Below are 25,625 nucleotides of genomic sequence, written 5' to 3' on the forward strand. Positions count from 1 at the left end.
GCTGCGGGTGAGGGCCACCCGGGCTGAGGCTGGCGTCGTGAAGAGCCGTGCCCAAGGCAGCCCCCCGCTACGCCAGGCGCACCGCCGCGTCGACCGCGTGGCTCACCATCTCGTTGACGGCCTCCTGAGTGTAGAACGCCACGTGCTGCGTGAGCACCGTGTTGGGGAACTGCCGCAGGTAGGCCATGTCACGGTTGGCGATGATGTCCACGCCGTGCGCCTTGTGGTAGATGCCGTCCTCGCCGGCAAAGACGTCCATGGCCAGCGCACCGATCTTTCCGCACTCGATGCCGGAGATCAGCGTGTTGACGTCCATGAGGCTCGCGCGGGCCGTGTTAACCAGCACCACTCCGTCGCGCATCTGGGCGAGCGTCTCGTCGCAGACCATGTTCTCGTTCTCGGGCGTGGACGGCACGTGGTAGGTGATCACGTCGGAGCGGCGGTACAGCTCCTCGAGCGGCACGTAGGTCCCCACCGAGCGCACCGCATCGGACTCGTGGTGGCCATACGCAAGGATCGTGGAGCCAAAGCCCGCAAGGCGCCGCGCCACGGCCGACCCAATCGCCCCCGTCCCCACGATGCCCACCGTGAGCGACCCCAGCGTGCGGCCCATGAGTCCCGGCAGGGAGAAGTCGTTGACGTTTTGCCTGTAGACCATCTGCTTGTACTTGCGCAGCGCCACGAGCATGAGCATCAGCGTGAAGTCGGCCACGCTGTCAGGGGCGTAGCTGGAGTTGGAGACGGAGATGCCCAGGCGCCGGGCGGCGTCCAGGTCGATGTGGTCCATCCCGATGGTGCGCGTGACCAGCACGCGGAGCCCGTGCGCGGCCAGAACGGAGAGCAGGGCCTCGTCATAGGTGACCATCCCGATGACGAGGGCCGCGTCAAAGCCGTCGACCTCCGAGGCGTTCTCCGCGGTGAGCGGCTCGGCGCGGCAGACCAGCTCGTCCACGTCCGTGCGCTCCGCTTGCCGCGCAAACTCGTCCTGCTCGTCGGGACGTACGTCAAAGGCAACGGCTCTCATCCAGTCTCCTCTCTCCCATCTTCTGGACGGTCTTCATGATATTCCCTCGTCGTCCTACGCCCTTCGGACAAGAGGGACGCGGTTACCTGATGACAAGAGCCTAGGCACGGGCCCGCCGATGGCCAGCCAGGCTGCCCGGAGATGGAGAGCGCCCAAGGCATGCCTGTCTACCGCCCAGCCGCCCTCTGAGCCCGGAGACGATGATCTCGTGCGCCTCGGCGCGAGCCATCTCAAAGAACTCGGCCGTGAGCAGCTGATAGTCTGGCTTGCCCGTCACGTGCTCGGTGCGGTTGCGCTCCACGATGCCGCAGGCGACGTCCACCGCGGAACGAACGTCCTTCTCGGCAATAGAGTACTGGGGGAAGCCCGCGCACTGGGCGAGAAGGGCCTCGTCGACGTGCGGCACCAGCGAGATGTCCAGCGTCCGGCCGAAGAGCGCGAAGTCCGACTGCTTGCCGATGCGCGCCTCCTCGCCCGGCTGCATGCCAATGCGCTCCAGGTAGGCGCGGGTGTGCTTGTTGTAGACATGGTCGGCCACCAGGTGCGCCCACGCGCCGAGCGTGAGGTCGCTCGGGGGCTGCGGGCCGCCCGTCACGTAGAAGTCCCAGAACTCGTCGGCGCGCGGCAGGGGGATGTGCTCGCGCAGGGCCAGGTGGGTGAGCTTGTAGTCGATGCGGTAGGTGGCGTCCGGCACCATGTAGCCCACATAGATGTCCGGCACGAAGTTGCCCATCAGAAACGCGTTGACGTCGGTGATGCCCAGGGCATCGGCCCCCTCCTCGCGAAGGAGCCGCTCGACGTGCGCGGTATGTATGTTCCAGCTCGGCATGGGGATATGCTAGCACGACACGGCCCGGGGACGCGCCTGCGCCCCCGGGCCGAAATGAGTCAAAACGGGTCTCTCCCCTTGGACGTCTCCGTCCCTGGCTGCCGCCGTCCCCTCTGGCTAGGAGCGAACCTCGCCGCCGGTGGACTTGCAGACCTTGGCCACGAGCTTGGCGTGCGCCTTCTCGACCTCCTCGGAGGTGAGGGTGCGGTCGGCCGCGCGGTAGGTCAGCGAGAAGGCCATGGACTTCTTGCCCTCGCCCACGCGCACGGGGTCACGGTAGACGTCGAAGAGGCGGACGTCGGAGAGCAGCTTGCCGCCCGCGGAGGTGATGCGCTGCATGAGCTGCTCGCACGTCACCGACTCGTCGACCACGATGGCCAGGTCCACGTCCACGCCGGGCAGCGTCGGCACGTCGCGGTAGGGCAGCTCGTCCTGCGCCAGGCGCAGCAGCACGGCCAGGGAGAGCTCGAAGGCCACCACCGGCGCGTCCACGCCCATCGCGCGCAGGCCGCGCGGGTGGACGTTGCCCACCCAGCCCACGAGCTGACCGCCGCCGGCCACGACCTCGGCGGCGCGGCCGGGCTGCAGCCACGGGTACTGCTCGGGGTCGGCCACCTTGAAGCGGACCTTGGTGATGCGCAGGGCGTCGAGAAGCTCCTCGACCACGCCCTTGGCGTCAAAGAAGTCGTAGTCGGCAAAGCGCTGGTTCCAGGCGTCCTCGGCCCGCTTGCCGCACATCACGCCGCAGGCGTAGCTCGGCTCATCGGGAAGGCTCTTGTTCTCGTGGCCAAAGAACACGCGCCCGACCTCGTAGAGCGCCACGTTGGGGACGCCGTGGTCGAGGTTGTAGGCCACCGAGCGCAGAAGCCCCGGCAGCAGGTCGCGGCGCATCTCGGACTGCTCGGCCACGAGCGGGCGCAGCAGCCTCACCGGCACGCCGCGGCCGGTCTCGGGGATGCCCAGGCGGGAGAGGTCGTCCGGGGCGGCGAAGCAGTACGTGGAGGTCTCGGAGAGGCCGCAGGCGCGCAGGGTCGCGCCCACCTTGCGGACGCGCCGCTGCTCCGGCGTGAGGCCGCCGGTGTGGTTGCGGGCGGCCGGGATCGTCGGCGCGATGTCGCCCTCACCCCACAGGCGCACGACCTCCTCGATGAGGTCGACCTCGCGCGTGAGGTCGGGACGGTTGCTCGGCGCGACCACCTCGTAGTGCTCGACGTCGTTGCGCCTGACCTCGCACCCCAGGCGCTCCAGGCGGCTGGCGATGAAGGAGTTGGTAATCGGGGCGCCGGCGAGCGAGCGGACGCGGGCGGTGCGCAGCTGGATCACCGTCGGCGCGTCGTCGGCCTCGCCGGGGTAGACGTCCACGACGCCCGGGCAGACCTCGGCGCCGCAGCACTGCTCGAAGAGGGCCGCCGCGATCTGCGAGACCTGGTCGCAGGCGGTGCCGTCCACCTGGCGCTCGTAGCGGATGGAGGCCTCGCTCATGAGGTCGAGGTTGCGGCTCGTGCGCGAGATGTGGCCGGCCGAGAAGTTCGCCACCTCGAGAAGGACGTCGGTGGTCTTCTCGGTGATCTCGGAGTCGAGGCCGCCCATGACGCCGGCGAGGCCCACGGCCACGCCGCCGTCGTCGGAGATGACCGCCATGTCGGGCGTGAGCTCGCGCTCCTGGCCGTCAAGCGTCACGAGCTTCTCGCCCTCGTGCGCGGCGCGCACCACGATGTGGCGGCGGCCGTCGCGCTCGGAGAGCGTGCCCAGGTCAAAGGCGTGCATCGGCAGGCCCGTGAGGTACATCACGTAGTTGGTGACGTCCACCACGTTGTTGATCGAGCGCCCGCCGGCAGCGGCCACGCGGCGCGCCAGCCACTCGGGCGACGGGCCAATCTTGACGCCGCGCACCACGCGGGCGGTGTAGCGGCTGCAGAGCTCGGGGTCGGCGATCGTCACGTCGACGAGCTCGGAGGCGTCGGGGCCGCTCGTGGAGGTGAGCTGGGGCAGCTCGATGTGCGTCTCCTCGTCGAGGATCGCGGACACCTCCGTGGCAAAGCCGGTCATGGAGAGGCAGTCCGGGCGGTTGGGCGTGATCTCGCAGTCGATCACGGTGTCGGAGGTACCCAGGTACTCGGTGAAGTCCATGCCCACCGGGACGTCCGGCGGCAGGATCATGATGCCGTCGTGGTCCGAGCCCAGGCCGAGCTCGCGCTCGGAGCAGTTCATGCCGCAGGACTCGATGCCGCGCAGCTTGCTCTTCTTGATCTTGACGCCGCCGGGCAGCTCCGCGCCGATCATGGCGCAGACGATGTGGTCGCCCTCGTTGAAGTTCTGGGCGCCGCAGACGATCTGCAGCGGCACGGGGTTGCCCTGCTCGTCCACGTTCTTGTCGCCCACAGACACCTGGCAGAGCCACATGTGGTCGGAGTTGGGGTGGGCCACCTTGCTCACCACCTGCGCCGTGACCACGTGCTCGAGGTTGGCGCCGACCTTCTCCACGGCCTCGACCTCGGTGCCGGTGCGGGTGAGCTGCTCGACGAGCTCGGCCGGGTCGTCGGGCACGTCCACCATGGACTTGAGCCACTCATATGAGATGCGCATGTTCTTCTCCTTTGCGCGCGAGAAAACCTAAGACTTGCGGGCAGACCCTAGAACTGGCTGAGGAAGCGCATGTCGCCGGTCATGAGCATGCGCAGGTCGGGCAGGTCGTAGCGCAGGCACGCGATGCGCTCGATGCCCATGCCGAAGGCAAAGCCGGTGTACTTCTCGGGGTCGATGCCACAGTACTCGAAGACGTTGGGGTCGACCATGCCGGCGCCCAGGATCTCGAGCCAGCCGGTGCCCTTGCAGAAGCGGCAGCCCTTGCCGCCGCAGACGCCGCAGGAGACGTCGACCTCACAGGAGGGCTCGGTGAACGGGAAGAAGTGCGGGCGGTAGCGCGTGGCGCGGTCCTTGCCGAAGACCTGGCGCAGGAAGTAGTCCATGGTGCCCTTGAAGTCGCCGAAGGTGATGCCCTCGTCCACCACCAGGCCCTCGATCTGGGTGAACTGCGGCAGGTGGTTGGCGTCGGCAGTGTCCGGGCGGAAGACCGTGCCCGGGCAGATCATGTAGATGGGCGGCTTCTGTCGCTCCATCACGTGCACCTGCACGCCCGAGGTCTGGGTGCGCAGCAGGACGTCCGACTCGCCCTGGACGTGGGACTCGGCGGCGTGGGGCAGCGAGCCGGGCGCGTTGTCCACCACGTAGAAGGTGTCCTTGGCCGAGCGGCTGGGGTGGTCCTCCGGCGCGTTGAGCGCGGTGAAGTTGTACCAGGTGGTCTCCACGTAGGGGCCGTCCTCGACGGTGTAGCCCAGGCCGCAGAAGATGTCCTCGACCTCCTCGCGGATCTGGCTGATGAGGTGCTGGGTGCCCGGGCTGAGCCGGCGGCCCGGCAGCGTGACGTCGCAGGCGTCGGCGGCCATCTTGCGCTCCATGAGCTCAGCGGAGAGCGTCTCCTTGCGGGCCTTGAGCGCGGCCTCCACGTTGGCGCGCACGGTGTTGGCGAGCTTGCCCATGGCCGGGCGCTCCTCAGGGCTCAGCTTGCCCATCGAGCGCATGATGGCCGTGAGCTGGCCCTTCTTGCCAAGCACGGACACGCGCAGGGCCTCGAGGGCCTCCATGCTCTCGGCGGCGGCCACGCCCTTGGCCACCTGCGCCTCAATTGACTTGAGGTCGTCGGACATCGACATGCGGTTCCCCTTTCCAAAACAAAAACCGTCCCCGGGCCTCTGCTGCCCAAGGACGGAAGTCTCCGCGGTACCACCTCGGTTGGCGCGTGGGCTGTCTCCCCCGCGCGCCCGCTCTTTGCGCCCCGTTCCGTGGGGCCGACGGCTTCCCTACTGGGGACGAGAAGAACCTCGCGCCGTTCAGGTTGCGGCTGGTGGAGTGAACTCCGGGCCTCTGCCTTGGAGGGGGCTCTCAGCCGGTGACCCCCATCTCTTGTCCGCTGGCAACGCGACGCCCGAACCTCTCCGTCATCGCCTGTTGCGACATGGTAGCACAGGCTTGCGGCGGGTCCTACGAGAACGTCGAGAACCTCAAATCCCCTGCGTCGGTGGCGTCGAGCCAGGCGATGTAGGTGTTGGGGTAGTGGCTCGCAAGGAGGCGCGCCGGGTCCACGCCCGCGCTCGAGAGCGCCCCGACCAGCTCCAGAAGCCCGCCCGGCGAGACGAGCTCGTCCAGGCTGCCCACGCGCGCGCCGAGCGCGTCCACGAAGCGCGCCACGGTCTGGCGGTCGTCCGGATCGGCCGGGCACGCGACGCCCATCGACGCCTGGTAGGAGGCCGTGCACGCGGCCACCCGCGCCTCGAAGGCGGCCTCCCCCGCCCCCGGCAGCCACACGTCGCAACCGTAGCGCGTATACCCCCAGCTGGAGAGCGGCAGCTCCGGCACGAGGTCTGACGGGTTGAGCACGTTGAAGACGTTGCCGTAGCGCGCCAAGCGCGCGCCGGTGGCCGAGGTGCAGTTGGGCGTCGCGAAGGTGTAGGCGCGCACGTCCGCGGCCGTGGCTATGGCACGGCTGCCGTCCGAGACGTCGTCGGCGTAGCTCGCCAGCAGGTTGGCCACCGCGCCTCCCCGGCTGTGCCCGCAGAAGAGGTAGGTCCGCTCGAGCCCCGACCCCGCCTCCGCGGCGCGCCGCTCGAGGTCCGCCACGATCTCGTTGGCGGCGAGCGTGAAGCCAAGATGGTCCTGCTCGTCCCCGGAGCCGGCGCCAGAGCCCGCGAGCTCGCTCTCGCCCTCGATCTTGATGTTGGAGAGCCACTCCGAGCCGTAGCTGCCGCGCACCACGACCACCGTGAGCAGCTTCTGCGCCCCCGTGGCCGGGTCCGTGACGCGCTTGGTGGCCAACGTGTAGGCAACCACGTCGGTGCCGTCCACCACCGAGAGCACCTCGTCGAGGACCTCGCTGCGGTAGCGGTAGGAGGCGGTGCACACCTCGTCAAAGCCGAGCGCCGCAAAGGCGTGCTCGGCGTAGGCGGGCGAGGTGGAGCCCTGCTGGTAGTAGGCGCTCTCGGCGTTGGCCACGGCGGAGAGCACCGCGCAGGTGTGGGCGAGCTCGTGGTTGTAGGAGAAGGCGTCCTGGAAGAACCACGCGTCGTCCCAGGTCACCATCGAGGAGACCTGGTGCCCCTCAGCCGAGAAGAGCGCCCCGTACTCGATCTTCGTGGAAAAGCGCCCCTCGCGGTGCCGGGCGTCGACGGCGGGCGGGGCGACCGCCCCCGTGCCCGAGACGCGGTCCAAGCGGCGCACGTGCAGCACGGCGGCCCCGGCAAGCGTCGCGCTCCCGGCGAGCACCGCGGTCACCAGCAGGGCCAGAAGAACCCCGCGCCTGCGCCTTCTGCCTCTGGGAAGCCTGTGCCGCATCGTCACCGTCCTTCTCGCCGTCTGCGTCCTGAGGCACCCGGGACGTGCCGGGTGCGCCGGGGACGCAACACCATGATACTGGGCGCGCGAGCGGCCCCGGGGAGCGCGGCCGCAAGGTGACGAAACCGTTAGGCAGACGGGCGCATGCCATACGCAGGGCAGGCCCGTCGGCCCGAAAAACGCAAGCAACCGAAAGCCAGTCCGCTCGGTGGCGAGAAGAACCTCGGGCGGGGCCGGCAGGTAAGATTTCAGCCAGCGTCGCCAGACCGACCGCACCCAACCGCGAAGGAGCCTCCCATGATCGCCACCGTCACGCTCAACGCCTCGATCGACAAGGCCTACCAGCTTGCCTGCCCGCTCGTCGACGGCACCGTGATGCGCGTCGCCACCTGCATCGACAACGCCGGCGGCAAGGGCATGAACGCCGCCCGCGCGGTGGCCACCTGCGGGGAGGACGTGGTGGCCACCGGCTTTGTGGGCGGCAACAACGGCCGGCTCCTCTGCGAGCTGCTGGACGCAGACGGCATCGCGCACGACTTCGTCCACGTGGCGGCCGAGACGCGCTGCTGCGTGAACGTGCTGGACCCGGGCGGCGTCTCCACCGAGTTCCTGGAGCCGGGCCGCCCCGTGACGGAGGGCGACGTGGCCGCCATGCGGGAGAAGATCGCCGAGGTGGCGGCGCGCGCGGACGTGGTGACCTTCAACGGCAGCGTGCCGGCCGGCACAGGCGAGGGCATCTACCGCGAGCTCGTGGGCATCGTGCGCGCCGCGGGCAAGCCGGCGATCCTGGACACCTCGGGCACGCTGCTGGTGGAGAGCCTGCCGGCGCGCCCCTCGATGATCAAGCCCAACACCGACGAGATCTGCGCGATCCTCGGCCGCAAGCCGGAGTCGATCGACGAGATCGTGGCGGCCGCGCGCGAGGTCCACGAGACCCGCGGCATAGAGAAGGTCGTGGTGTCCCTTGGCGGGGACGGCTCGGTCATGGCCTGCGACGAGGGCGTCTTCCGCGGGCGCGCGCCCAAGATCGAGGTGGTGAACCCCGTGGGCTCCGGCGACACGATGGTGGGCGCCTTCGCGGTGGCCATGGCGCGCGGCATGAACGTGGAGGACCAGCTTGCCTACGCGATGAGCTGCGCCTCCGCCAACTGCCTCACCGCGAGCACCGGCCACTTCGACATGACTGTGGCCGAGGAGCTGCGCGCGCAGACGAGCGTGGAGCGCGTGGCGTAACGCGCGGCGCGCGGCGGTGCGCACCGCGGCGGGGCGCGCCCCCCTTGGGGTACGTACACCCGCTCCAAGGGTACGTACACTTTCCCAGGTTCTTCTCGCCAGACGACTTAACGTTTCCGCAGCTAGATGAGGTGACGAGAAGAACATCAAAGACAGAACAGTGTACGTACCCGAGAGTGGGGTGTACGCACCCGAGAGTGGGGTGTACGTACCCGAAGGCTGCGGCGACGTACCCCGGCCGTCACGGGGTCGCGCGCAGCTCGAGGCGGGCCGAGAAGCACGGCGGGGTGCGCGTGACGCCCACGTCCAGCCGGCCGCCACACGCCTCCGCCAGCGAGCGCGCCACGGCAAGCCCGAGCCCCGTCCCCTGCCCGCCTCGGGAGGGGTCGCCCTGGTAGAAGCGGTCGGTGAGCCGCGCGGGGTCAAGCCGGTCCGCGGCCTCGGGCGTCATGGGGTTCGTCACCGTCAACGTCCCGCCCTCAACACGCACGCGCGGCGCCCCCGACCCGTGCGCGAGGGCGTTGTCCAGCAGGTTTGCCACCATGCGGTCGAGCGCGTCGGGCGCGGCGAGCACCGGCGCGGCGTCGGCCAGCTCCACCTGTGGCTCCCAGCCGCGCTCGGAAAACTCCCCGTAGCGCGCGGCAAGCGCGTCGGTCACGACAAGCTGCAGGTCACAGGCCACAAGCTTAGGCGAGAAGGACGGGTCGGCCGCACGGGCGTAGGCAAAGAGGTCGTCCACGAGCGCGCGCATGGTGGCGAGCCGGTCCTCCGCGCCCGCGAGGAAGTGCCCCGCACGCGCGGCGTCGGTCGTGCGGCGGGCAAGCTGCAGGTAGCCCTGGGCGCCGGCAAGCGGCGTGCGGAGGTCGTGGCTGAGCGCGGCGAGCTGCTCGCGGAAGCGCTCGTCGGCGGCATGGTGCGCGAGGTTGTGCTCGCGCTCCGTGTCGAGGCGGCGGTCGACGGCGCGGGCGAGGGCGCGCACAGCCGGGTCTGCCGACTCCAGGCGGGAGCGGGCCGCCGGGGCGACGTCCGCGCGGTCAAGCAGCTCCGTCAGGTGGGCCAGGTCGCGCGTGCGGGCGCGCCCGCGGGCGACGAGCCACGCGAGCGCGCCGAGGGCGCAGACGAGCGCAAGGGCGAGAAGCGCCGTCACGTCACACCGTCCTTCTCGCCAGCAGGAGGCGGGAGAGGGCGAAGAGCGCCGCAAGCCACACGATCGGGACGAGGTAAGCCCGCGCCGGGTCGAGCGGCATGAGGGCCGCGAGCGGCTGGAACACGATGCCCGTCAGCAGGCCCGCGGTGGGCGTGACGACGTCAAGGAGGCCCGCGGCGCCGGGCACGAGCACCGCAAGGAGCATCGCACCCAGGCAGACGAGGACGCACAGGGCCGTGGTGAGCAGGGCGCTGGGACTCTTGACGAGCGTGCCGACAAAGAACGTGAACTCGCATCCCACCAGCACCGTCAGGACCCCTGCGAGCAGGCGCGCGGGCTCGTGCATCTGCGGCGAGGCCACGATGCGCGAGGCGCCGGGCACGAGCGCGCCGCCCACGAGGTCAAGCGCCGTCGAGAGCGCCACGAGTCCCAGCGCAAGCACCGCGACCAGCACGAAGCGCGAGGCCATGTAGCGGGCCCGGCCGCCCCTGTCCTCGCACGCGCAGCGCAGGGCGCGTCCGCGCTGGTCGAAGGCGGCGATGCCCGCGGCGGAGAATGCGTAGACCAGGAGCACGAGCTTGTCGCGCAGGATCGAGTCCTGCAGGCCGAAGCTCAGCTCGCCCTGGGCCACCCGCACCAAGCCCCAGGCCCAGCGGGCGACGATGAGGGCGACCGAGACCCAGACGTAGGGGTTGCGAGCAAGCAGGTAGAACCCGGAGCGAAGGTGGTTTCTCATGGGAGGCTCCTTTCGGGAGTGTCTGGGCGGGCGGGTTTTGGTGGGCGGGCGCGTGGCGTCGGCGCGTCTCGGCACGGGCGGGCTAGGCGTCCGCGCGCCGGAGGCGGCAGTACCACGCTGCCGCAAACAGCGCCAGGTAGGCAAGCGGAAGCGCCACGCAGGGACCGACCTCGAACGTCGCGGAGCCAAGCGCGGCGTGCAGCAGGTAGGGGCCAAGGCTCGTGGCAAGGCCGAATATCACAAAGAGCTGCGTGAGGACGCCCACTATCGCGATCGCCATCAGCAGCAGGTACCCGAGGACGCCGCCCGTAACGAGCCAGACCACGAGCATCGTCATCCCCACGCTGCGCCCGGGCTGCGCAAGGAGCGCGCAGAGCACGGCGTACGCCCAGCCCACGAGCACGCGCGTGACGAAGGCGCCGGCAAGCTCGGACGGCGAGAGGGCGCCGGTGCCCTGCCCCGTGAGCGCCGCCGAAACAAGCGTCAGCAGCAGCGACCACACGCCAAGCACCACGGCAAGGAGCCCGGAGGCGATCACGCGCGAGGCCACGTAACCGGCGCGGCCGCGTGCACCGAGCAGGGAGGCGCGGCGCCCGTCCGCGGCGAGCTCGTGCGAGACGAGCCCCATCATCGCAAACCCCGTCCCAAAGACGACGCCCGCGTCGAGCACCGGGAGGGACGGCGCGGCGCCGGTGACGACGACCACCATGTCCGCGCTCGTCCCGGCAGGCACCCAGAGGCGCGTCAGGAGCGTCACGAGGACCCCACCGGCCGTCAGGAGCGCGGGAATGACCAGGGCCCCCTTCGTGTACGCGTCACGGGAGAGCAGGTAGAGCGCGGCCCTCAGCTGGTTGGCAAGGCCCCTCATGGTGCTCACCCCCTCCCGTCGCCGGACGCGCCGACAGGGCGCGCGTCCTTCTCGCCAGAGCCGTCGATGAGGCTCACGAGCTCGGCCTCCAGGTCCGGCGCGCTCACGGAGAGCTCCGTCACGGCGATGCCTGCGGCGAGAAGAACCTGGGAGAGCACCGTGCGGTCCGGCTCGCCGCCGCCCGGCGCGCTCACGCGCAGCGCCCCGTCCGGCAGCACACGCACCGTGAGGCCGGGAAGCTCCTCGGCGAGCGCCGCCACCGCGCACTCCGGCGCGTCCACGCGCAGCGTGAGGTGGGTGACGCAGGCGTCCGCGAGCTCGTCGGCCGTGAGCTCGCATGCGAGGGAGCCCTCGCGCAGGACGCCGTAGTGCGTGCAGATGCGCTCCAGGTGCGCGAGCACGTGCGAGCTTATGACCACGGTGACGCCGCGCTCCCGGTTGAGCCGGGCGAGCAGGTCCCTCAGGGCCGCGGCGCCCGTGGGGTCGATGCCGTTGAGCGGCTCGTCAAGCAGCAGGACCTGCGGGCTGCCGAGCAGGGCCAGGGCCACGCCGAGTCGCTGGCGCTGGCCGCGGGAGAGGTCGTCGACGTAGGAGCCGCGGGGCCAGAGCGCGCGGGGGCGCCCGTCCCCGGCCGTGCGCGCGTCAAGGCCCACGAGGTCGAGCGCCTCCCGGCACGCACCCTTGGGGTCGGGCAGGCCGAGCACGAGCGCGCGGTTCATGAGGTTCTCGAAGGCGTCGAGCCGGCCGTAGACCGCGGGCGCCTCCACGAGCACGCCGAGCCGGGGGTCAGACTCACCGGGCGCGAGCCGCCGGCCGAGCACGCTGACCTCGCCGTGGTCCGCCCTCATGAGCCCGGAGACGAGCTTGAGCAGCGTGGACTTGCCCGCGCCGTTCTTGCCCACCAGGCCGTAGACGGCACCGGCGGGCACGCGCAGGCTCACGTCGCTCACGGCGCGCACCCTCCCGTGCAAGAAGGTCTTGGTGAGACGCGTGGTCTCGATGGCATAGGTCGTGCTGCCCATGGCCCCTCCTCTCGTCGTCTGACTCCAGCGTACGAGGGGCACTTTGAGAAAGGTTCCAGAAAGCTACAAGACTTCGACAAGATGAGATGAAGGGACAGTCCCTTTGTCTCATCCCAGCTTGAAGCCGATGCCCCAGACGGTCTGGATGTAGCCGTCCGTGCCGGTTTCGCGCAGCTTTGAGCGCAGGTTACTCACGTGGGTGGAGATGGTGCGCTCGTCGGTGAGTGCCTCCTCGTGGCGCACCAGCTCGAAGAGCGCCTGCTTGGTGAAGACGCGACGCGGGTCGCGCATAAGGGCCGCCAGGATGTCGAACTCGGTGCGCGTGAGGCGCAGCGGGCGGCCGTCCACGGAAAACGTGCGCGCCGCGGGGTCGAGCTCCCAGCGGCCAAAGCGCAGCGTGGCGCCGCGCGACCCGGCGCGCCCACGCAGCTGGACCTCGACGCGCGCGAGCAGCTCCTCGAGGTCGAACGGCTTGACCAGGTAGTCGCTCGCGCCCAGGCGGAGCACCCCCACGCGGTCCGAGAGCGCCCCCTTGGCCGAGGTCACGATCACCGGCGCCGCCACGCCCTCCGCGCGCAGCCGCCCAAGAAGCTCCTCGCCAGGGACGCCGGGCAGCATCAGGTCAAGGATCACCAGGTCATAGGGCTCGTTCTTCTCGGCAGCTCGTTCCGCCGCAAGCAGGGCCTCGGTGCCAGAGAAGGCCGGCGCGCATGCGTAGCCCTCGTCCCCGAGGAAGGTGCAGACCACCTCGGAGAGCGCGGGGTCGTCCTCCACCACGAGGACGCGGGGCCGGTCGATGTCGGTGGGCGCGCTCATGGGCCCAGTATAAGGGCCGCGGGGTCGGCGGGGCCGCGCGGTTCGGCCGGTGGCGGGGGTGCCGGATGGGGCGGGTTTGTGCGCTGCGCGGGATTTGGCAGGGGCGTGCGTTATCGCCGCGGAAATCGGCGGGGCTGTGTGCGGCGCCACGCACAGAGGCGGCGTATTCGGCACTCTCAACGCACACTCCCCCGGATTTCCGCGCAGCACGCAAACCCGGGGATTCCGGCACCTGCACCGGAACCGACGTCCCCGCGCCCCGCTCGGCGAGAAGAACCTCCCGCCGGGGCCACCTACTCCGTGAACGGCCAGCCGCCCGCCGCGAGCACCTCGATCGCGTCCGCGACCGCATCGTCCTCGCAGGCGCCGATGTGCCAGCGGGCCGCGGCGGCGGCCTCGGGCGTGGCGCCCGCCACGGCGACGGAGTTGTCCACCACCGCGAACATCGGCAGGTCGTTGTCGCCGTCACCAAAGACCACGACCTCGTCGCGGCCCAGGCCGAGGCGCTCGCGCAGCCACGTGACCGCCGCGCCCTTGTTCCAGCCGTGTGGGTTGATGTTGGAGTAGGTAGGCATCGCCAGGTCCACGTCAAAGGCGGGGACCTCCGCGTTCAGGCGCGCCACGAGCGCCGCGTGCTCCGCAGGGCCCGCGCCGTCGAACACGTTGGCCTTGACCACCGGAAAGTCCGGCAGGCCGGGCGCCTCCACGCACGTCTCGGCGTAGGTTGAGAAGGTGCGCCGCAGGTCTTCGCGGGCGCCCTGGACCAGAAGCGGCGTGCCGTCCTCCTGAAACGTCAGCAGGCCCGCGTGCGGCGTCTCCGCCGCGATCTGGCGCACCCGCTCGAGCGCGCCCGCGTCGAGGGTCTTCTCGAGGACCTTCTCGCCGTCCAGGTAGACCTGCATGCCATTGGTGGCGAGCGCCGTGGAGCAGCACGCCGTGTCCCCGCCGAAGAAGCCCGGAATCCACGCGTAGCCGCGGCCACTCGCCGGGCCCACGTGAAGGCCCGCCGCCAAAGCCGCGTGAAAGGCCTCCCGGGTGCGCTCGGAGACCTGGCGCTGGCCGGTCGGCAGGATGGTGGCGTCGATGTCTGAGAGTATGAGCTTCACGGCCATGCGGCCCCTCCGTCCCACGGTTTGGTTTTCCTCAGTATATGACGTCACACCCCAGCTCGGCGGCGTCGGCGGCCACCACGCCTCCGGGATCGGCGTCCATGACGACGGCCTCCGCGCTGGACAGCGTGCCAAACCACAGCAGGCCCGGCGCGCCCACCTTGCTCTGGTCCATCAGCACGAAGGTCCGACCCGCGCAGGACAGAAACGCGCGCTTGAGCTCGGCCATGTCCTGGTTGTTGGTCATGAGGCCGCGCCCGGGCACGTAGGAGGTGGGCGTCACGAACGCCTTGTCGGGGTGGAGCATCTCCAGCGTGCGCAGTGCGAGCGGCCCGGCCGTGTAGCGGTGGCCCTTGCGCAGGCCGCCGCCGAGCATGATGACGTCGAGCGAGGGCGCGGAGCGGTCAACGTAGTCCGCGATCGTGAAGTCGTCCGTGACCACGGTGACGCCCGACCGGCCCGAGATGGCGCGCACGAGCTCGAGCGCCGTGGTGCCCGAGTCCACGAGCACCGAGTCGCCGTCCTCCACGAAGGGCGCCGCCAGCCGCGCGATGGAGCGCTTGGCCTCCACGTTCACGTTGACGCGACGGTCCTGCACGGAGACGGTGAGCGTCTTGGAGAGCGAGATCGCGCCGCCGTGGGTGCGCCGCAGCTTGCCGTCGCGCGCGAGGGCGTCGAGGTCCGCGCGCACCGTCACGCGGCTGACGCCGAACGCCTCGGCGAGCTGCGTGACCTGCACGGACGTAGCACGGTCGAGCATGGCGAGGATGGCCGCGCGCCGCTCCTCGGGTGACGTGTCCGGCATGGCGCCTCCGTTTCCGTGGTCCTTCTCGCCGGCTGGCGTGCCGGCTGGCCCGTCGCTTCGGTCCTTCTCGCCGGTTGATGTGCCTCGCCGGCGTGCCCTTGCCGCCGGCCCCTTCTCGCCGCCGGCCGTTTTTCTCGCCGGCAGATATGGCGGAATTGTGTTTCCTTTCCTTTTCTTTAAGACAAAATATCACATGTTCTTTGCTTTCCTTTTGGCAAGTCAGACGGAACGCGCGCCTTCGTCCGCGCGACGCTTACAAATTCGGGACTGTTACGGGCCCCGATACACAGATCTCCCCTCTCCACCCCGCGTCCCCGGCAAACGCCCTGTTGGCGAGAAGAACCTCGACCCGCGCCACCGCGCCGCGCCGCAACAACCCTCTATCCCTAAGCGAAGCCCGCCCCAGGCACCACAACAACCCCCGATCCCTAAGCGCCTCCCGCGCCGCCGCGCCCAGTCCCCGCCCCACGACGCCCCGACCCGACCGCCTGCCTTTGCTTTCGCTTCCCTGCGCCGGTCGCCGGGCGCGCGCCGCTCAACGCCAGCCGCACCTCGTACAATGGCGGTGTCAGAGGCCAGGGCCGGGCGCACCCGCGGGACGCCCGCCGCAACGAAGGGAGACCGGATGCTCGTCACCACCAAGGAGATGCTGCTCGACGCCCAGGCGGGCCACTACGCCGTCGGCGCCTTCAACGTCGAGAACCTCGAGTTCGTCATGGCCGTCATCAAGGCGGCCGAGGAGCGCCGCTCCCCCGTCATCATGCAGACCACGCCCGGCACCGTGAAGTACGCCAACCTCGACTACTTCGCCGCAATGTGCAAGGTCGCCGCGGACGCCGCCAGCGTGCCGGTGGCCATCCACCTCGACCACGGCGACGGCTTCGACCGCTGCGTCCAGGCCATGCACGCCGGCTACACCTCCGTCATGATTGACGGCTCCCACGTGCCCTTCGAGGACAACATCGCGCTGACCGCCTCCGTGACCAAGGTCGCCGCGCCGCTCGGTATCCCCGTGGAGGCCGAGCTCGGCAAGGTCGGCGGCAAGGAGGACGACGGCCCGGCCGTCGAGGGCGAGAACCCCTACACCGACCCGGACGAGGCCGAGGAGTTCGTCGCGCGCACCGGCTGCACGAGCCTGGCCGTGGGAGTGGGTACCGCGCACGGCGTCTACAAGGGCACCCCACACATCGAGCAGGGCGTCCTCAAGGAGATTCGCAGCCGCCTCGACATCCCGCTGGTGCTCCACGGCACCTCGGGCGTGCCTGACGACCAGGTCGCCGAGGCCATCGCCAACGGCATCTGCAAGGTGAACTACGCCACCGAGCTCCGCCAGGCCTTCATGCGCGGCTTCATGGGCTACATGGCCGAGAACCCCGAGGCCTTCGACCCCAAGAAGCCGGCCAAGCCGGGCATGGAGGAGATTACCGCCATCGTGGCCAGCCACATGGACAACCTCGGCTCCTCCCACAAGGCCTAGCAGGCGAGAAGAACCTGCGGCTGGAGCGATTCCACCGACAGCACCGACCGGAGGGCGGCCCCGCGTGCAAACACGCGGGGCCGCTTTACGTACGTCCCGCTGGGCCGTCCGAGCTTGACGTTCTTCTCGGCAGTTCCTTGCGCTCCTTCGGGCCCGTGCGCGTCTGGGGTGTGTTCGCGTTTGAACTGGGGCCCGCACCGTCTGCTCACGGTTGCTTAGGGATTGGGGCTGTTGCGGCGCCTGGAGCGGGTTTCGCTTAGGAATCAGAGGGTGTTGCGGCTCTTGGGCGCGTGCCCGCTTAGGGATTTTGGGCTGTTGCAGCGCGCGTCAAATTCGTGCTTTGAAAAGGAGGGCTGATGCGGAGGCGTCATGCCCTCGCGCTTTAGAAACGCGTATCGTTGCAGGCAAAAGGGGCCTCTGCGCTTTGAAAAACGAGCTTGTTGCGCCCCGGGGCGCCTCGAGAGGCGGGGCGGAAATGCGCAGGCTGTAACAGGATTCAATTTGTAAGCAGACATGCGCCCGAAGGCTGCAACGGCCGCCCATCTCTAAGCAACGCGCGACACGGCGCTAGTGCGGCGCTGCAACAGCCCCCGATTCGCAAGCAAGGGCCACGGGGCGTCCCTACCCTCGCACGTCGCACCCCGTGCGCCACGCATACAAAAACGGGGCCCGACGGCACGCGCCGGGCCCCGCAGCCAGTCAAAACCAAGAAGGCAGAAGCGCCGAGGCTACTCCTCCTCGAGCCCCTCGTTGATGAGACGGGCGATCTCCTCGGCGCTGGCCGCACCCTGGACGTTGGAGCGGAAGCCCTCGTTCATGAGCATGACGGCGGTCTTGGAGAGCAGCTGCAGGTGGGTGGTGCCCGCCTCAGCGGCCGGGGTCAGGATAGCAATGGCGCAGGTAATCGGGGTGTCGTCCATAGAGGCCCACTCGATGCCCTCGGTGAACTTGACCACGATCATGCCGGCCTTGGAAATGGCGTCGCTCTTGGCGTGGGGGATGGCGAAGCCGCCCGTCATGCCCGTGGTGCCCTCGGCCTCACGAGCCTTGAAGGCCTCGTAGACGGCATCGGCATCGGTAGCAAAGCCCAGCTCGACGGCCTTCTTGGCCAGCAGGCGCAGAACCTCGTCCACGGAAGAGGCGGACTGGTCGAGAAGAACGTTGCTGACGGGAACAAACTCGCTCATCGTGACTCCTTACCCGGCGACCCTGCGCCGTATTTCGCGCCCATGCACAACAACGGAATAGTAGCACCGTTTGACGGAATGGTGGTGGACAAGGAGGGCAAAAGCGGGTAGGGTTTCCTGATTTTGTAACGCACCGACGCGTCGCCGCCCCAGAGGCAGCCACGCCCGACGCGCCACCCGCCCAGCCTCTGCCCGACGCCCTAGTTGCCCGCCTCCTGGCGCAGCCTCAGCGCCTCGTAGGCACAGCCGTACATGGCAGCCTGGTTGCCGAGCCCGGCGGCCTCGATGCGCACGTCACGGCAGGTCTTGAGCGCGTAGGCGCGGAAGCGCTCGCGCAGCTCGGGGGCGAAGGTGGCAAAGGCGCCCGCCACGCCGCCGCCGATGAGGTACATCGCGGGGTCGACGACGCAGGAGACCTGCGCCATCACGCGGGCCAGGTAGTCGCACATCTCGTCCACGGCCAGCTTGGCGCACTCGTCGCCGGAGGCCAGCGCGCGGAACACGGAGAGGGTGTCGGTGGCGTGCTCGACCTCCACGGGCGTGACGCCGCGACGCTCGCAGGCCTCCAGGTACAGGCGCACGATGCCCTTGGCAGAGGCGTACTGCTCCAGGCAGCCGCGCCGGCCGCAGCCGCAGACGAGCGTCTCGTCGTAGTTGACGGTCATGTGGCCGATCTCGCCGCCGGAGCCGAACGCGCCCGCCGCCAGCCGACCGTTGACCACCACGCCCGCGCCCACGCCGGTGCCAAGCGCAATGAGCACGTAGCTGGAGACGCCCTGGGCCACGCCGGCCCACATCTCGCCGAGGGCGGCGGCGTTGGCGTCGTTGACGAAGGCGATGGTGGCGTTGGGCAGCGCGGCGTTCAGCGCGCCCACGAGCCCCTCGGGGTCGAGCTCGATGTTGGCAAGGAACCCGACCGTGCCGTCCTCGGCCACCGGGCCGGGAATGTCCAGGCCGCAGGCGATGACGTCCTCCGACGTGGCGCCGTGGGCGACGAGCATCTTTGTGATGGCCTCCGTGACCACCTCGTAGGCCGTCGGGTTCACGAGCGCCGGCGTGGGGACCTTGCGCTCCTCGAGCAGCTCGCCCTCCGGGGTGAAGAGGCCGACCTTGATGCTCGTGCCACCGACGTCGATGCCAAGAACCATGTCCATGGGGTTCCTCCCTTGCTCGTCAGGCCGCTGAGGCCCAGCTCTCATACGTCTTCCGTCTGATGATACGCGGCGGGACGTGCGGCATGGACGTCCTTTGCGCAGAATGCCGCAGACGGCCGCTGGGCGGGGGACGGGGGTAAACTGTCAGGTACTCGCACGGCGGCCCGGACCGCCGCACACTCACACCTCAGGGAGGCACGCATGGCAGAAACGAACCCCGCCCAGATCAACGCCGCGCTCTCCAACCCCCGCGCGGACATGGAGGCGCTCGACGCCCTCGAGCGCACGCTCTTCTCGCTGAACTACGCCATGGGGGAGGTTGGCGCGCTCGGCCCCGTGATCGACCCGCCCCGCGCCACCGCCCAGCGCGGCGAGGCCGTGGCCCAGCTCCAGCAGATGTACGTCGAGGCGCTCTGCGCGCCGGAGACGGGCGCAGTCCTGGAGCGCCTTGCGGAGCAGCCCGAGCTTCTGGGCGAGAAGCGCGTGGCGCAGGTGCGCGTGCTGCGGCGCGACCGCGCCTCGCTGGTGGACGTGCCCGCCGAGGAGCAGGCCGCCTTCAGCCGCCTCACCGTGGAGGCAAACGACGTCTGGCGGCGCGCCAAGGCCGCCAACGACTGGGCGAGCTTCGAGCCCTACGTGGACCGCATCGTCGCGGCCATGCGTCACATGGCCTCCTGCAAGGACGCCAGTCGCGATCCCTACGACGTCTGGCTCGACGAGTTCGAGCACGGGTGCGACCGCTCCTTCTACAACCGGTTCTTCTCGCAGGTCAAGGACTGCGTGGTGCCGCTTCTAGCGGACTGCATGGCAAGCCGTCACAAGCCGAGCCACGTCGTGGTGGACGGCACCTTTGACGAGGAGCGCCAGTGGCGGCTCGCGCGCGACCTCGTGAAGCTGGAGGGCATCGACGAGGACGCGCTGTGGGTCGGCCGCACCGAGCACCCGTTCACGGCCGGCATCAGCCGAGACTTCGTGATCGTGACCGGGCACGCCTACGCGGACAACTTGCTCTCAAACGTGTTCTCCATCCTCCATGAGGGCGGCCACGCCCTCTACGAGCAGAACGTCGACGCCGCCTATGCGGGGACGTCGCTTTCGGGCGGCACCTCGATGGGCATGCACGAGGCGCAGAGCCGCTTCTTCGAGAACCTCGTGGGCCGCTCGGAGGCCTTCACGGCGCCGCTGCTCGAGGTGCTGGCACGCCACTTCCCCGGCCAGCTCGGCCGCGTGACGCCCCACCAGCTCTACCTTGCCGAGAACTGCGCCGAGCCCGGCCTGGTGCGCACCGAGGCCGACGAGCTCACCTACCCGCTCCACATCCTCGTGCGCTACGAGATCGAGCAGCTGCTCTTCTCCGGCGAGGCCAAGGCTGCCGACGTGCCGCGCCTCTGGGCCGAGAAGTACCGTGCGTACCTGGGCGTCGAGGTCCCCGACGACACGCACGGCGCGCTGCAGGACACCCACTGGTCAGACGGCTCGTTCGGCTACTTCCCCACCTACGCGCTCGGCTCGGCCTTCGGCGCGCAGCTCAAGGCCGCGATGGTCGCCTCCGGCGTGGACTTCGAGGGCGCCTGCGCGGCGGGCGACCTCGCGCCGATCCGCGCGTGGCTGCGCGACAACGTCTGGCATTGGGGCCGTGCGAAGGACTCCGGGCAGATCATCCAGGACGCGTGCGGCGAGCCCTTCTCGCCCACGTACTACACCGACTACCTCACGGAGAAGTACTCCGCGCTCTACCGGCTGTAAGACAGGTCAGGGGACAGGCCCCTTGCTCAAAATGAGACGAGGGGACAGTCCTCTCGTACCATGGGAGGTGGCATGAGGGCTCTCATCCAGCGCGTCGAGCAGGCCCAGGTCGAGGTGGACGGCGCCGTGGTGGGCAGCTGCGGCGCCGGCTACCTCGTGCTTCTGGGCGTGGCGCCGAAAGACGACGAGGCACTCGCCGAGCGGCTCTGGCACAAGGTGGCCGCGCTGCGCATCTGCGCCGACGAGGCCGGCAAGACCAACCGCTCGCTCATGGACACCGGCGGCAGCGTACTCGTGGTGAGCCAGTTCACGCTCTACGCCGACGCGCGCCGCGGCAACCGGCCGTCGTTCACCGGCGCGGCCGAGCCGGCGCTCGCCGAGCGGCTCTACGACCGGTTCTGCGAGCTCGCGGAGGCGGAGCTGGGGCCTGGGCGCGTGGGCCGCGGCGTCTTTGGCGCGGACATGCGCGTGAGCCTGGTGAACGACGGGCCCTTCACGGTCCTTCTTGACACCGACGAGCTGGGCTGGGGCAGCGCCTCCCGCTGAGGCGCGGGCCCGACGGGCGCGTCTGCCCGACGAGCGCGGCTCACCGGGAGGTTGAGACGCGCGGGCCGCGCCCAGCCCACGGGGGCGCCGCCTGATAGCCTTGGGAGCGCTGTGCATCCAGGACGAAAGGGTCTCACATGAAGATCGTCGACGAGTTCAAGGAGTTCATCGCCCGCGGCAACGTGATGGACATGGCAGTGGGCATCATCGTCGGCGGTGCGTTCACCGCCATCGTCAACTCCCTTGTGAACAACCTCATCACGCCGGGCATCCACTGGGTCACCGCCGTGACGAGCGCCGCCACCGGTGGCGCGGCCGACCAGGCAAACGACGTCATCTCCGGCCTCAAGTGGATGGTGCCCGGCACCGAGGCCGCGCCGGAATACGTCGACCTCGGCACCTTCATCGGCGCCATCATCAACTTCCTGATCATCGCCTTCGTGGTCTTCTGCCTGGTCAAGGCCCTCAACAAGATGCGCGAGCGCATGGACGCCCTCGCCAAGAAGGAGGCCGACGAGGAGGCGGCAGAGGAGGCCGCGGCCCCGCACTGCCCCTACTGCCTCGAGGAGGTCAAGCCCGGCGCCACCCGCTGCCCGCACTGCGGCGAGAAGATCGAGGCGTAGCCACCCCTCCGCAGCTGCACGGGCAGCCACCCGCACCCACGGGGCCCGCCCGCCGGTGAGAAGTACCAGGGGCTGGCGACCGCACGGGCCGGCGACCACCAGCCCAGACAGGAGCGGCGCCGGGCACGTGCCCGGCGCCGCTCCGTCTTACTCCGGAAGCCGCGACGTCACGAGCGTCATGTCACCGGCAAAGCGCAGCTCGCCGCAGCCGGCAGGCGCCAGAAAGTGCGTCCCGCGCGAGATCTCGTGCGTGACGTCGGCCGTCTCAGCGCAGACGGTACCCGAGCCCTCGATCACGCTCACGCACAGGAAGGGCCACGGCTGCGCCACGTTCTTCTCGCCGGAGACGCGGACGCGGTCAACCACGAAGTTGGGGCACTCCATGAGCTCGGTCACGCCGTCCACCTCGGGAGCGGTGACCTCGCCGGAGGCCGGGGCCTCCATCTGGTAGTCGACGACGTCGAGGCTCTGCTGGATGTGCAGCTCGCGGGGCTTGCCGTCGTCGCCCACGCGGTCGTAGTCGTAGACGCGGTAGGTGACGTCGGAGGACTGCTGGGTCTCCAGGACCATCGTGCCGCCCTGGATGGCGTGTACGCAGCCCGGCTCGATGCGGAAGAAGTCGCCGGGACGGCAGGGCACGAGGTTGAGCAGGTCGTCCCAGCGCCCCTCCTCAATCATGGACGCCAGCTCGGCGCGGTCGTGCGCGCGCTGGCCGATCACGATCTTGGTGTCGGGGTCGGCGGCGAGCACGTACCAGCACTCGCGCTTGCCGAGGCTGCCGTTCTCGTGCTCGGCGGCGTAGGCGTCGTCGGGGTGGACCTGTACGGAGAGGTTCTCCTTGGCGTCGATGATCTTGACGAGCAGCGGGAAGCGGTCGCCCTCGGCGTCGCCGAAGAGCTCGCGGTGCTCGTCCCAGAGCTCGGAGAGGTGCCTGCCCGCCCAGGCGCCGCCCGCAACGACGCAGTCCCCGTTGGGGTGGGCGCTTATCGCCCAGCACTCGCCGATCGGGCCGTCCGGGATCTGGTAGCCAAAGTCGTCGGCCAGCCTGCGGCCGCCCCAGATCTTCTCGTGGAAGATGGGCTCGGGAAAGATCAGGTCACGCGTGATGTCGGGCATCGCTCCCCCATTCGTGCCGTGCTCGTCAGGACGCGTGCCGGCCCGGCGCACGGCCGACCGACACGTAAGGCGCAGCGCCGGGCCCCGCCGCGGGATCGCGCGACGGAGCCGTGACGTTGTGCCTCATGATAGACGCTTCTCCGCCCGAAGGTGCTGCTCGCCGCGCCCGTTTGGAGCACGGGTGACAAACGCTAGATGCTGGCGTCGTAGAAGGCGACGGGCGTGCCGGCCTGGTCGACGGCCGCAACCGTGAACTCGCACGAGGAGGACGCCGTGACGGTTGCCGCGTCCTGGTCGAAGAAGAAGAACGCGTTGACCGTCTCGCCGGCGTGCACGGGGCGAGCGAGCGTGGCGTCCATGTAGACGTCGGCGCCGTCGAGGGTGGTCGAGACGTTGGTGAACACGAGGTCCTCGGACGAGCGGTTCTCGATGGTCATGAGGTAGCCGGTGTCGCCCTCGAAGTCCGAGCCCACGCCCGTGACCCTGATGAGGGACGTCTCGTCGTCGGCAATCGTGACGTCAAGCGGCTCGGTTACGGTGACGTCGGCCGCGTAGCCGTCGGCCCAGAGGTACATCTCGTCGGTGAAGAGCTCTGACACGACGCCGGACAGGCCGGAGTCGTCCGTCCCGGTGGCGTCGTCGCCGGTGAGCTCCTCGTCAAGCGTGTCGTCAAGGTTCTCGAGCTCACCGAGGGCACTGCCTCCGCCGGCGTTCTCAGAGGGGTCGCGGTCCATGTCGGGCGTGTCGGACGCCTTCTCAAAGACCATCGTCTCGCCGTCGTAGGCCAGCGTCAGAGTGCCGTCAGCATAGGGCACGTCAACAGACTCGCCGTCCAGGGTGAGGGTGAGGGTGGTCTCGTCCTTGATCTCCCAGCTACCCGTCTGCTGGCTGCCGAAGGCGTCCACCAACAGGTCGCCCGAGTCGTCAAGGTCCATCGTCACGTGCATGCCGAGCGTCCCGGAGATCTCGTCGTATTCCTCCTCGGTGACGCTCTGGTCGGTGAACTCGGCGGACTTGAGCTCCCAGCTGCCCACGAAGTCGTTCTTGAGCTGCGTGAGGTCCGGGCCCGCCGCGGGCGCCACGCCGCACGCCACGAGCGAGACCGCCGCCACAAGCGCGACGACGACCGCCACAAAGGTCTTTCTCAGTCTCATCGTCTCCCCCTTCTCCCTGGTACGAGATGGCTGCAGCATAGCCGAATACCAGCTGAAAAGCGTAAGGGGGAGGTATCGTTCGGCAGAGGGGGGTATATTGCCGCGCAGACGGCGAGAAGGACGTGGGGCCGTGGCGCGACTGACGGGCAGCGCCAGGGGCCGCCCGCGGCGGCGAGGACAGCCTCCGCTACACGCGGCTTCGGTGATGCTCGAGCCTGGCGGCGTCCGCGGGCCGCAGGAAGCGCTCACAGACGTTCGAGGTGCGCAGGTACTCGGCGCCGAACGGGTCGACCGTGGGCACGAGCTGGTCCGGGCTCTCCGCGAAGTGGTCGGCCGGGCTCCCCTCGACGTGCGGGTTCGTGAGCGTGTAGCCGCGGCTGCAGGCACCCTGGTAGAGGCCGGACCCCTCATGGACGGAGAAGGACGCGTAGACGCAGTCCGAGCAGTGATACCCCATGGCCCCTCCCTTTCGACGGTCGGATACCTGATGGTAGCGCAACGCCGTGGAGGGCGGGCGCGCACGACAGACGGCCTCCGCCCAATCCCGCACGACGGGCCGCGCGGGGCCCTACGCGCGCCAGACGAGCTCGCAGGCCTCCGGGTCGAAGGCTTCTCCCAGCCGCCCGGCACAGAAGTCCACGCACCACTGGCGCGTGAAGTCGGCGCAGCCCGCGCTGGAGCGGATGCCGTTGCCCAACGCGAGCTCCTCGGTGTAGTCTGCGAGCCTGTAGGTGGTGAGCTCCGTCTCCCCCGCCTTGTTGGTCACGAGCGGCGTGACGCGGAACTCGCTCACCCGCGCCCCGTCCGCCGTGAAGGACAGGGTCGCCCGCGCGATGCTGCCGATCATGGACTCCTTGCGGTCCTGGCCGGAGACGAAGTTGCCCGTGGACCACAGCAGCGGCACGCCGCGCCCGTCGGATGCACGGAACACCTCGAACGGCTGCATCACGTGCGGGTGGTTGCCGATGATGACGTCTGCTCCGGCGTCCGCGAGCACCTGCGCCCAGCGCAGCTGCTCGGCGTCGGGGCCCGCGGCGTACTCGGTCCCCCAGTGGGGGCAGGCGACGATCGCCTCCGCGCCCGCCGCACGCGCCGCGGCCACGTCCGAGGCCGCCTGCTCCTCGCCGATCATCCGCACCGACCACGGCTGCGGTAGTGGAATGCCGTTGGTGTTGGTCGCATAGTTGAGGATCGCGACGCGATGCCCCGCGCGCTCGAGCACGGGCACCTCCGCCGCGACCTCCTCGCTGTCCGCCATGCCCGTCACCACCATCTCGGGGTGCCTCCCGCGCCAGAAGGCGAGCTCCGCCTCGATGCCCTCCATGCCCTTGTCGAGCACGTGGTTGTTCGCATGGAGCGCCACGTCAAAGCCCGCGGCGGCCTCGGCGTCGCCGATCTCCTGGGGCCCGTTGAAGACGGGGTAGCCGGAGAGCCCCAGCGCGTCACCGCCGAGCAGCGTCTCCTGGTCGAGCATCGCGATGTCGGCGGCGGCCACGTCATCGGCCACGTGCTCGAAGAGGTGGTCGTAGCTGCGGGTGCCGTCCGCGCGCTCGCCGCTCTTCCAGACGCTCGGGTGCACGAGGACGTCGCCCACCATGAGGACGGTGACGTCAGCGGGCCCCTCAGCGGCGTCGCGGTCCCTCAC

At 69.8% G+C, this 25,625-nt stretch carries 23 protein-coding genes; 5 read left to right on the forward strand and 18 right to left on the reverse strand.

What is annotated here, in order from left to right; translation table 11 throughout:
- Positions 1 to 67: 67 nt before the first annotated feature.
- The 5 genes from H9X80_RS01780 to H9X80_RS01800 form a co-directional block, all read right to left on the reverse strand.
- Positions 68 to 1,024 (reverse strand): NAD(P)-dependent oxidoreductase, encoded by a 957-nt coding sequence (locus H9X80_RS01780; RefSeq protein WP_204792643.1) that lies wholly within the window; start codon positions 1,022 to 1,024, stop codon positions 68 to 70.
- A gap of 100 nt (positions 1,025 to 1,124) precedes the next feature.
- The gene (locus H9X80_RS01785; RefSeq protein WP_204792644.1) at positions 1,125 to 1,853 is read right to left on the reverse strand and encodes a hypothetical protein; all 729 of its coding nucleotides are present in this window, start codon (positions 1,851 to 1,853) and stop codon (positions 1,125 to 1,127) included.
- 117 nt (positions 1,854 to 1,970) lie between these two features.
- Positions 1,971 to 4,439 (reverse strand): phenylalanine--tRNA ligase subunit beta, encoded by a 2,469-nt coding sequence (gene pheT / locus H9X80_RS01790; protein WP_204792645.1) that lies wholly within the window; start codon positions 4,437 to 4,439, stop codon positions 1,971 to 1,973.
- Between the two features lie 47 nt (positions 4,440 to 4,486).
- A complete protein-coding gene (gene pheS, locus H9X80_RS01795; protein WP_275100668.1) occupies positions 4,487 to 5,566 on the reverse strand; it encodes a phenylalanine--tRNA ligase subunit alpha in 1,080 nt (359 codons plus the stop codon).
- 328 nt (positions 5,567 to 5,894) lie between these two features.
- Entirely contained in the window at positions 5,895 to 7,241 is a 1,347-nt protein-coding gene (locus H9X80_RS01800; protein ID WP_204792646.1) for a lipase family protein, read from the reverse strand.
- 297 nt (positions 7,242 to 7,538) lie between these two features.
- Between H9X80_RS01800 and H9X80_RS01805 the strand changes: the two genes are divergently transcribed.
- A complete protein-coding gene (locus H9X80_RS01805) occupies positions 7,539 to 8,474 on the forward strand; it encodes a 1-phosphofructokinase family hexose kinase (RefSeq protein ID WP_204792647.1) in 936 nt (311 codons plus the stop codon).
- Between the two features lie 241 nt (positions 8,475 to 8,715).
- Here H9X80_RS01805 and H9X80_RS01810 read toward each other — a convergent pair whose 3' ends face one another.
- The 7 genes from H9X80_RS01810 to H9X80_RS01840 all read right to left on the reverse strand — a co-directional run bounded on the left by H9X80_RS01810 (position 8,716) and on the right by H9X80_RS01840 (position 14,977).
- Complete coding sequence (locus tag H9X80_RS01810; RefSeq protein WP_204792648.1) at positions 8,716 to 9,621, reverse strand: ATP-binding protein; 906 nt, start codon at positions 9,619 to 9,621, stop codon at positions 8,716 to 8,718.
- Between the two features lies 1 nt (position 9,622).
- A complete protein-coding gene (locus H9X80_RS01815; RefSeq protein ID WP_204792649.1) occupies positions 9,623 to 10,357 on the reverse strand; it encodes a hypothetical protein in 735 nt (244 codons plus the stop codon).
- Between the two features lie 82 nt (positions 10,358 to 10,439).
- On the reverse strand, positions 10,440 to 11,225 hold the full coding sequence (locus H9X80_RS01820) for a hypothetical protein (protein WP_204792650.1): 786 nt from the start codon (positions 11,223 to 11,225) through the stop codon (positions 10,440 to 10,442).
- Between the two features lie 5 nt (positions 11,226 to 11,230).
- Positions 11,231 to 12,247 carry an ABC transporter ATP-binding protein gene (locus tag H9X80_RS01825; protein WP_204792651.1) on the reverse strand — a complete coding sequence of 339 codons (1,017 nt, stop codon included), beginning with the start codon at positions 12,245 to 12,247 and terminating at the stop codon, positions 11,231 to 11,233.
- A gap of 108 nt (positions 12,248 to 12,355) precedes the next feature.
- Positions 12,356 to 13,063 (reverse strand): response regulator transcription factor, encoded by a 708-nt coding sequence (locus tag H9X80_RS01830; RefSeq protein ID WP_204792652.1) that lies wholly within the window; start codon positions 13,061 to 13,063, stop codon positions 12,356 to 12,358.
- Between the two features lie 293 nt (positions 13,064 to 13,356).
- Positions 13,357 to 14,175, reverse strand: a complete 819-nt coding sequence (locus H9X80_RS01835) for an HAD family hydrolase (protein ID WP_204792653.1) — start codon at positions 14,173 to 14,175, stop codon at positions 13,357 to 13,359.
- Between the two features lie 31 nt (positions 14,176 to 14,206).
- Complete coding sequence (locus H9X80_RS01840; protein ID WP_204792654.1) at positions 14,207 to 14,977, reverse strand: DeoR/GlpR family DNA-binding transcription regulator; 771 nt, start codon at positions 14,975 to 14,977, stop codon at positions 14,207 to 14,209.
- A gap of 625 nt (positions 14,978 to 15,602) precedes the next feature.
- Between H9X80_RS01840 and H9X80_RS01845 the strand changes: the two genes are divergently transcribed.
- Positions 15,603 to 16,454, forward strand: coding sequence for a class II fructose-bisphosphate aldolase (locus H9X80_RS01845; RefSeq protein ID WP_204792655.1), 852 nt, complete (start codon positions 15,603 to 15,605; stop codon positions 16,452 to 16,454).
- A 728-nt stretch (positions 16,455 to 17,182) separates the two neighbouring features.
- On the opposite strand, the gene H9X80_RS01850 is transcribed toward H9X80_RS01845, so the two are convergent.
- Positions 17,183 to 17,641 (reverse strand): PTS sugar transporter subunit IIA, encoded by a 459-nt coding sequence (locus H9X80_RS01850; protein WP_204792656.1) that lies wholly within the window; start codon positions 17,639 to 17,641, stop codon positions 17,183 to 17,185.
- A 200-nt stretch (positions 17,642 to 17,841) separates the two neighbouring features.
- Positions 17,842 to 18,795 (reverse strand): ROK family protein, encoded by a 954-nt coding sequence (locus H9X80_RS01855; protein ID WP_204792657.1) that lies wholly within the window; start codon positions 18,793 to 18,795, stop codon positions 17,842 to 17,844.
- Positions 18,796 to 18,996: 201 nt separating this feature from the next.
- Here H9X80_RS01855 and H9X80_RS01860 point away from each other — a divergent pair, with 201 nt between their 5' ends.
- The 3 genes from H9X80_RS01860 to mscL all read left to right on the forward strand — a co-directional run bounded on the left by H9X80_RS01860 (position 18,997) and on the right by mscL (position 21,710).
- Entirely contained in the window at positions 18,997 to 20,541 is a 1,545-nt protein-coding gene (locus tag H9X80_RS01860; RefSeq protein WP_204792658.1) for a carboxypeptidase M32, read from the forward strand.
- 72 nt (positions 20,542 to 20,613) lie between these two features.
- On the forward strand, positions 20,614 to 21,087 hold the full coding sequence (gene dtd, locus H9X80_RS01865; RefSeq protein ID WP_204792659.1) for a D-aminoacyl-tRNA deacylase: 474 nt from the start codon (positions 20,614 to 20,616) through the stop codon (positions 21,085 to 21,087).
- A gap of 137 nt (positions 21,088 to 21,224) precedes the next feature.
- Positions 21,225 to 21,710 (forward strand): large conductance mechanosensitive channel protein MscL, encoded by a 486-nt coding sequence (gene mscL, locus H9X80_RS01870; RefSeq protein WP_204792660.1) that lies wholly within the window; start codon positions 21,225 to 21,227, stop codon positions 21,708 to 21,710.
- Between the two features lie 147 nt (positions 21,711 to 21,857).
- On the opposite strand, the gene manA is transcribed toward mscL, so the two are convergent.
- The 4 genes from manA to H9X80_RS01890 form a co-directional block, all read right to left on the reverse strand.
- Entirely contained in the window at positions 21,858 to 22,826 is a 969-nt protein-coding gene (manA, locus tag H9X80_RS01875; protein ID WP_204792661.1) for a mannose-6-phosphate isomerase, class I, read from the reverse strand.
- Positions 22,827 to 23,017: 191 nt separating this feature from the next.
- Positions 23,018 to 23,980: a hypothetical protein gene (locus H9X80_RS01880; protein ID WP_204792662.1), complete on the reverse strand. Its 963-nt coding sequence runs from the start codon at positions 23,978 to 23,980 to the stop codon at positions 23,018 to 23,020.
- 187 nt (positions 23,981 to 24,167) lie between these two features.
- A complete protein-coding gene (locus H9X80_RS01885; RefSeq protein WP_204792663.1) occupies positions 24,168 to 24,437 on the reverse strand; it encodes a hypothetical protein in 270 nt (89 codons plus the stop codon).
- A 111-nt stretch (positions 24,438 to 24,548) separates the two neighbouring features.
- Entirely contained in the window at positions 24,549 to 25,625 is a 1,077-nt protein-coding gene (locus H9X80_RS01890) for a CapA family protein (RefSeq protein WP_204792664.1), read from the reverse strand.

The sequence above is a fragment of the Olsenella profusa genome (assembly GCF_016900315.1).
GTDB lineage: Bacteria > Actinomycetota > Coriobacteriia > Coriobacteriales > Atopobiaceae > Thermophilibacter > Thermophilibacter profusus_A.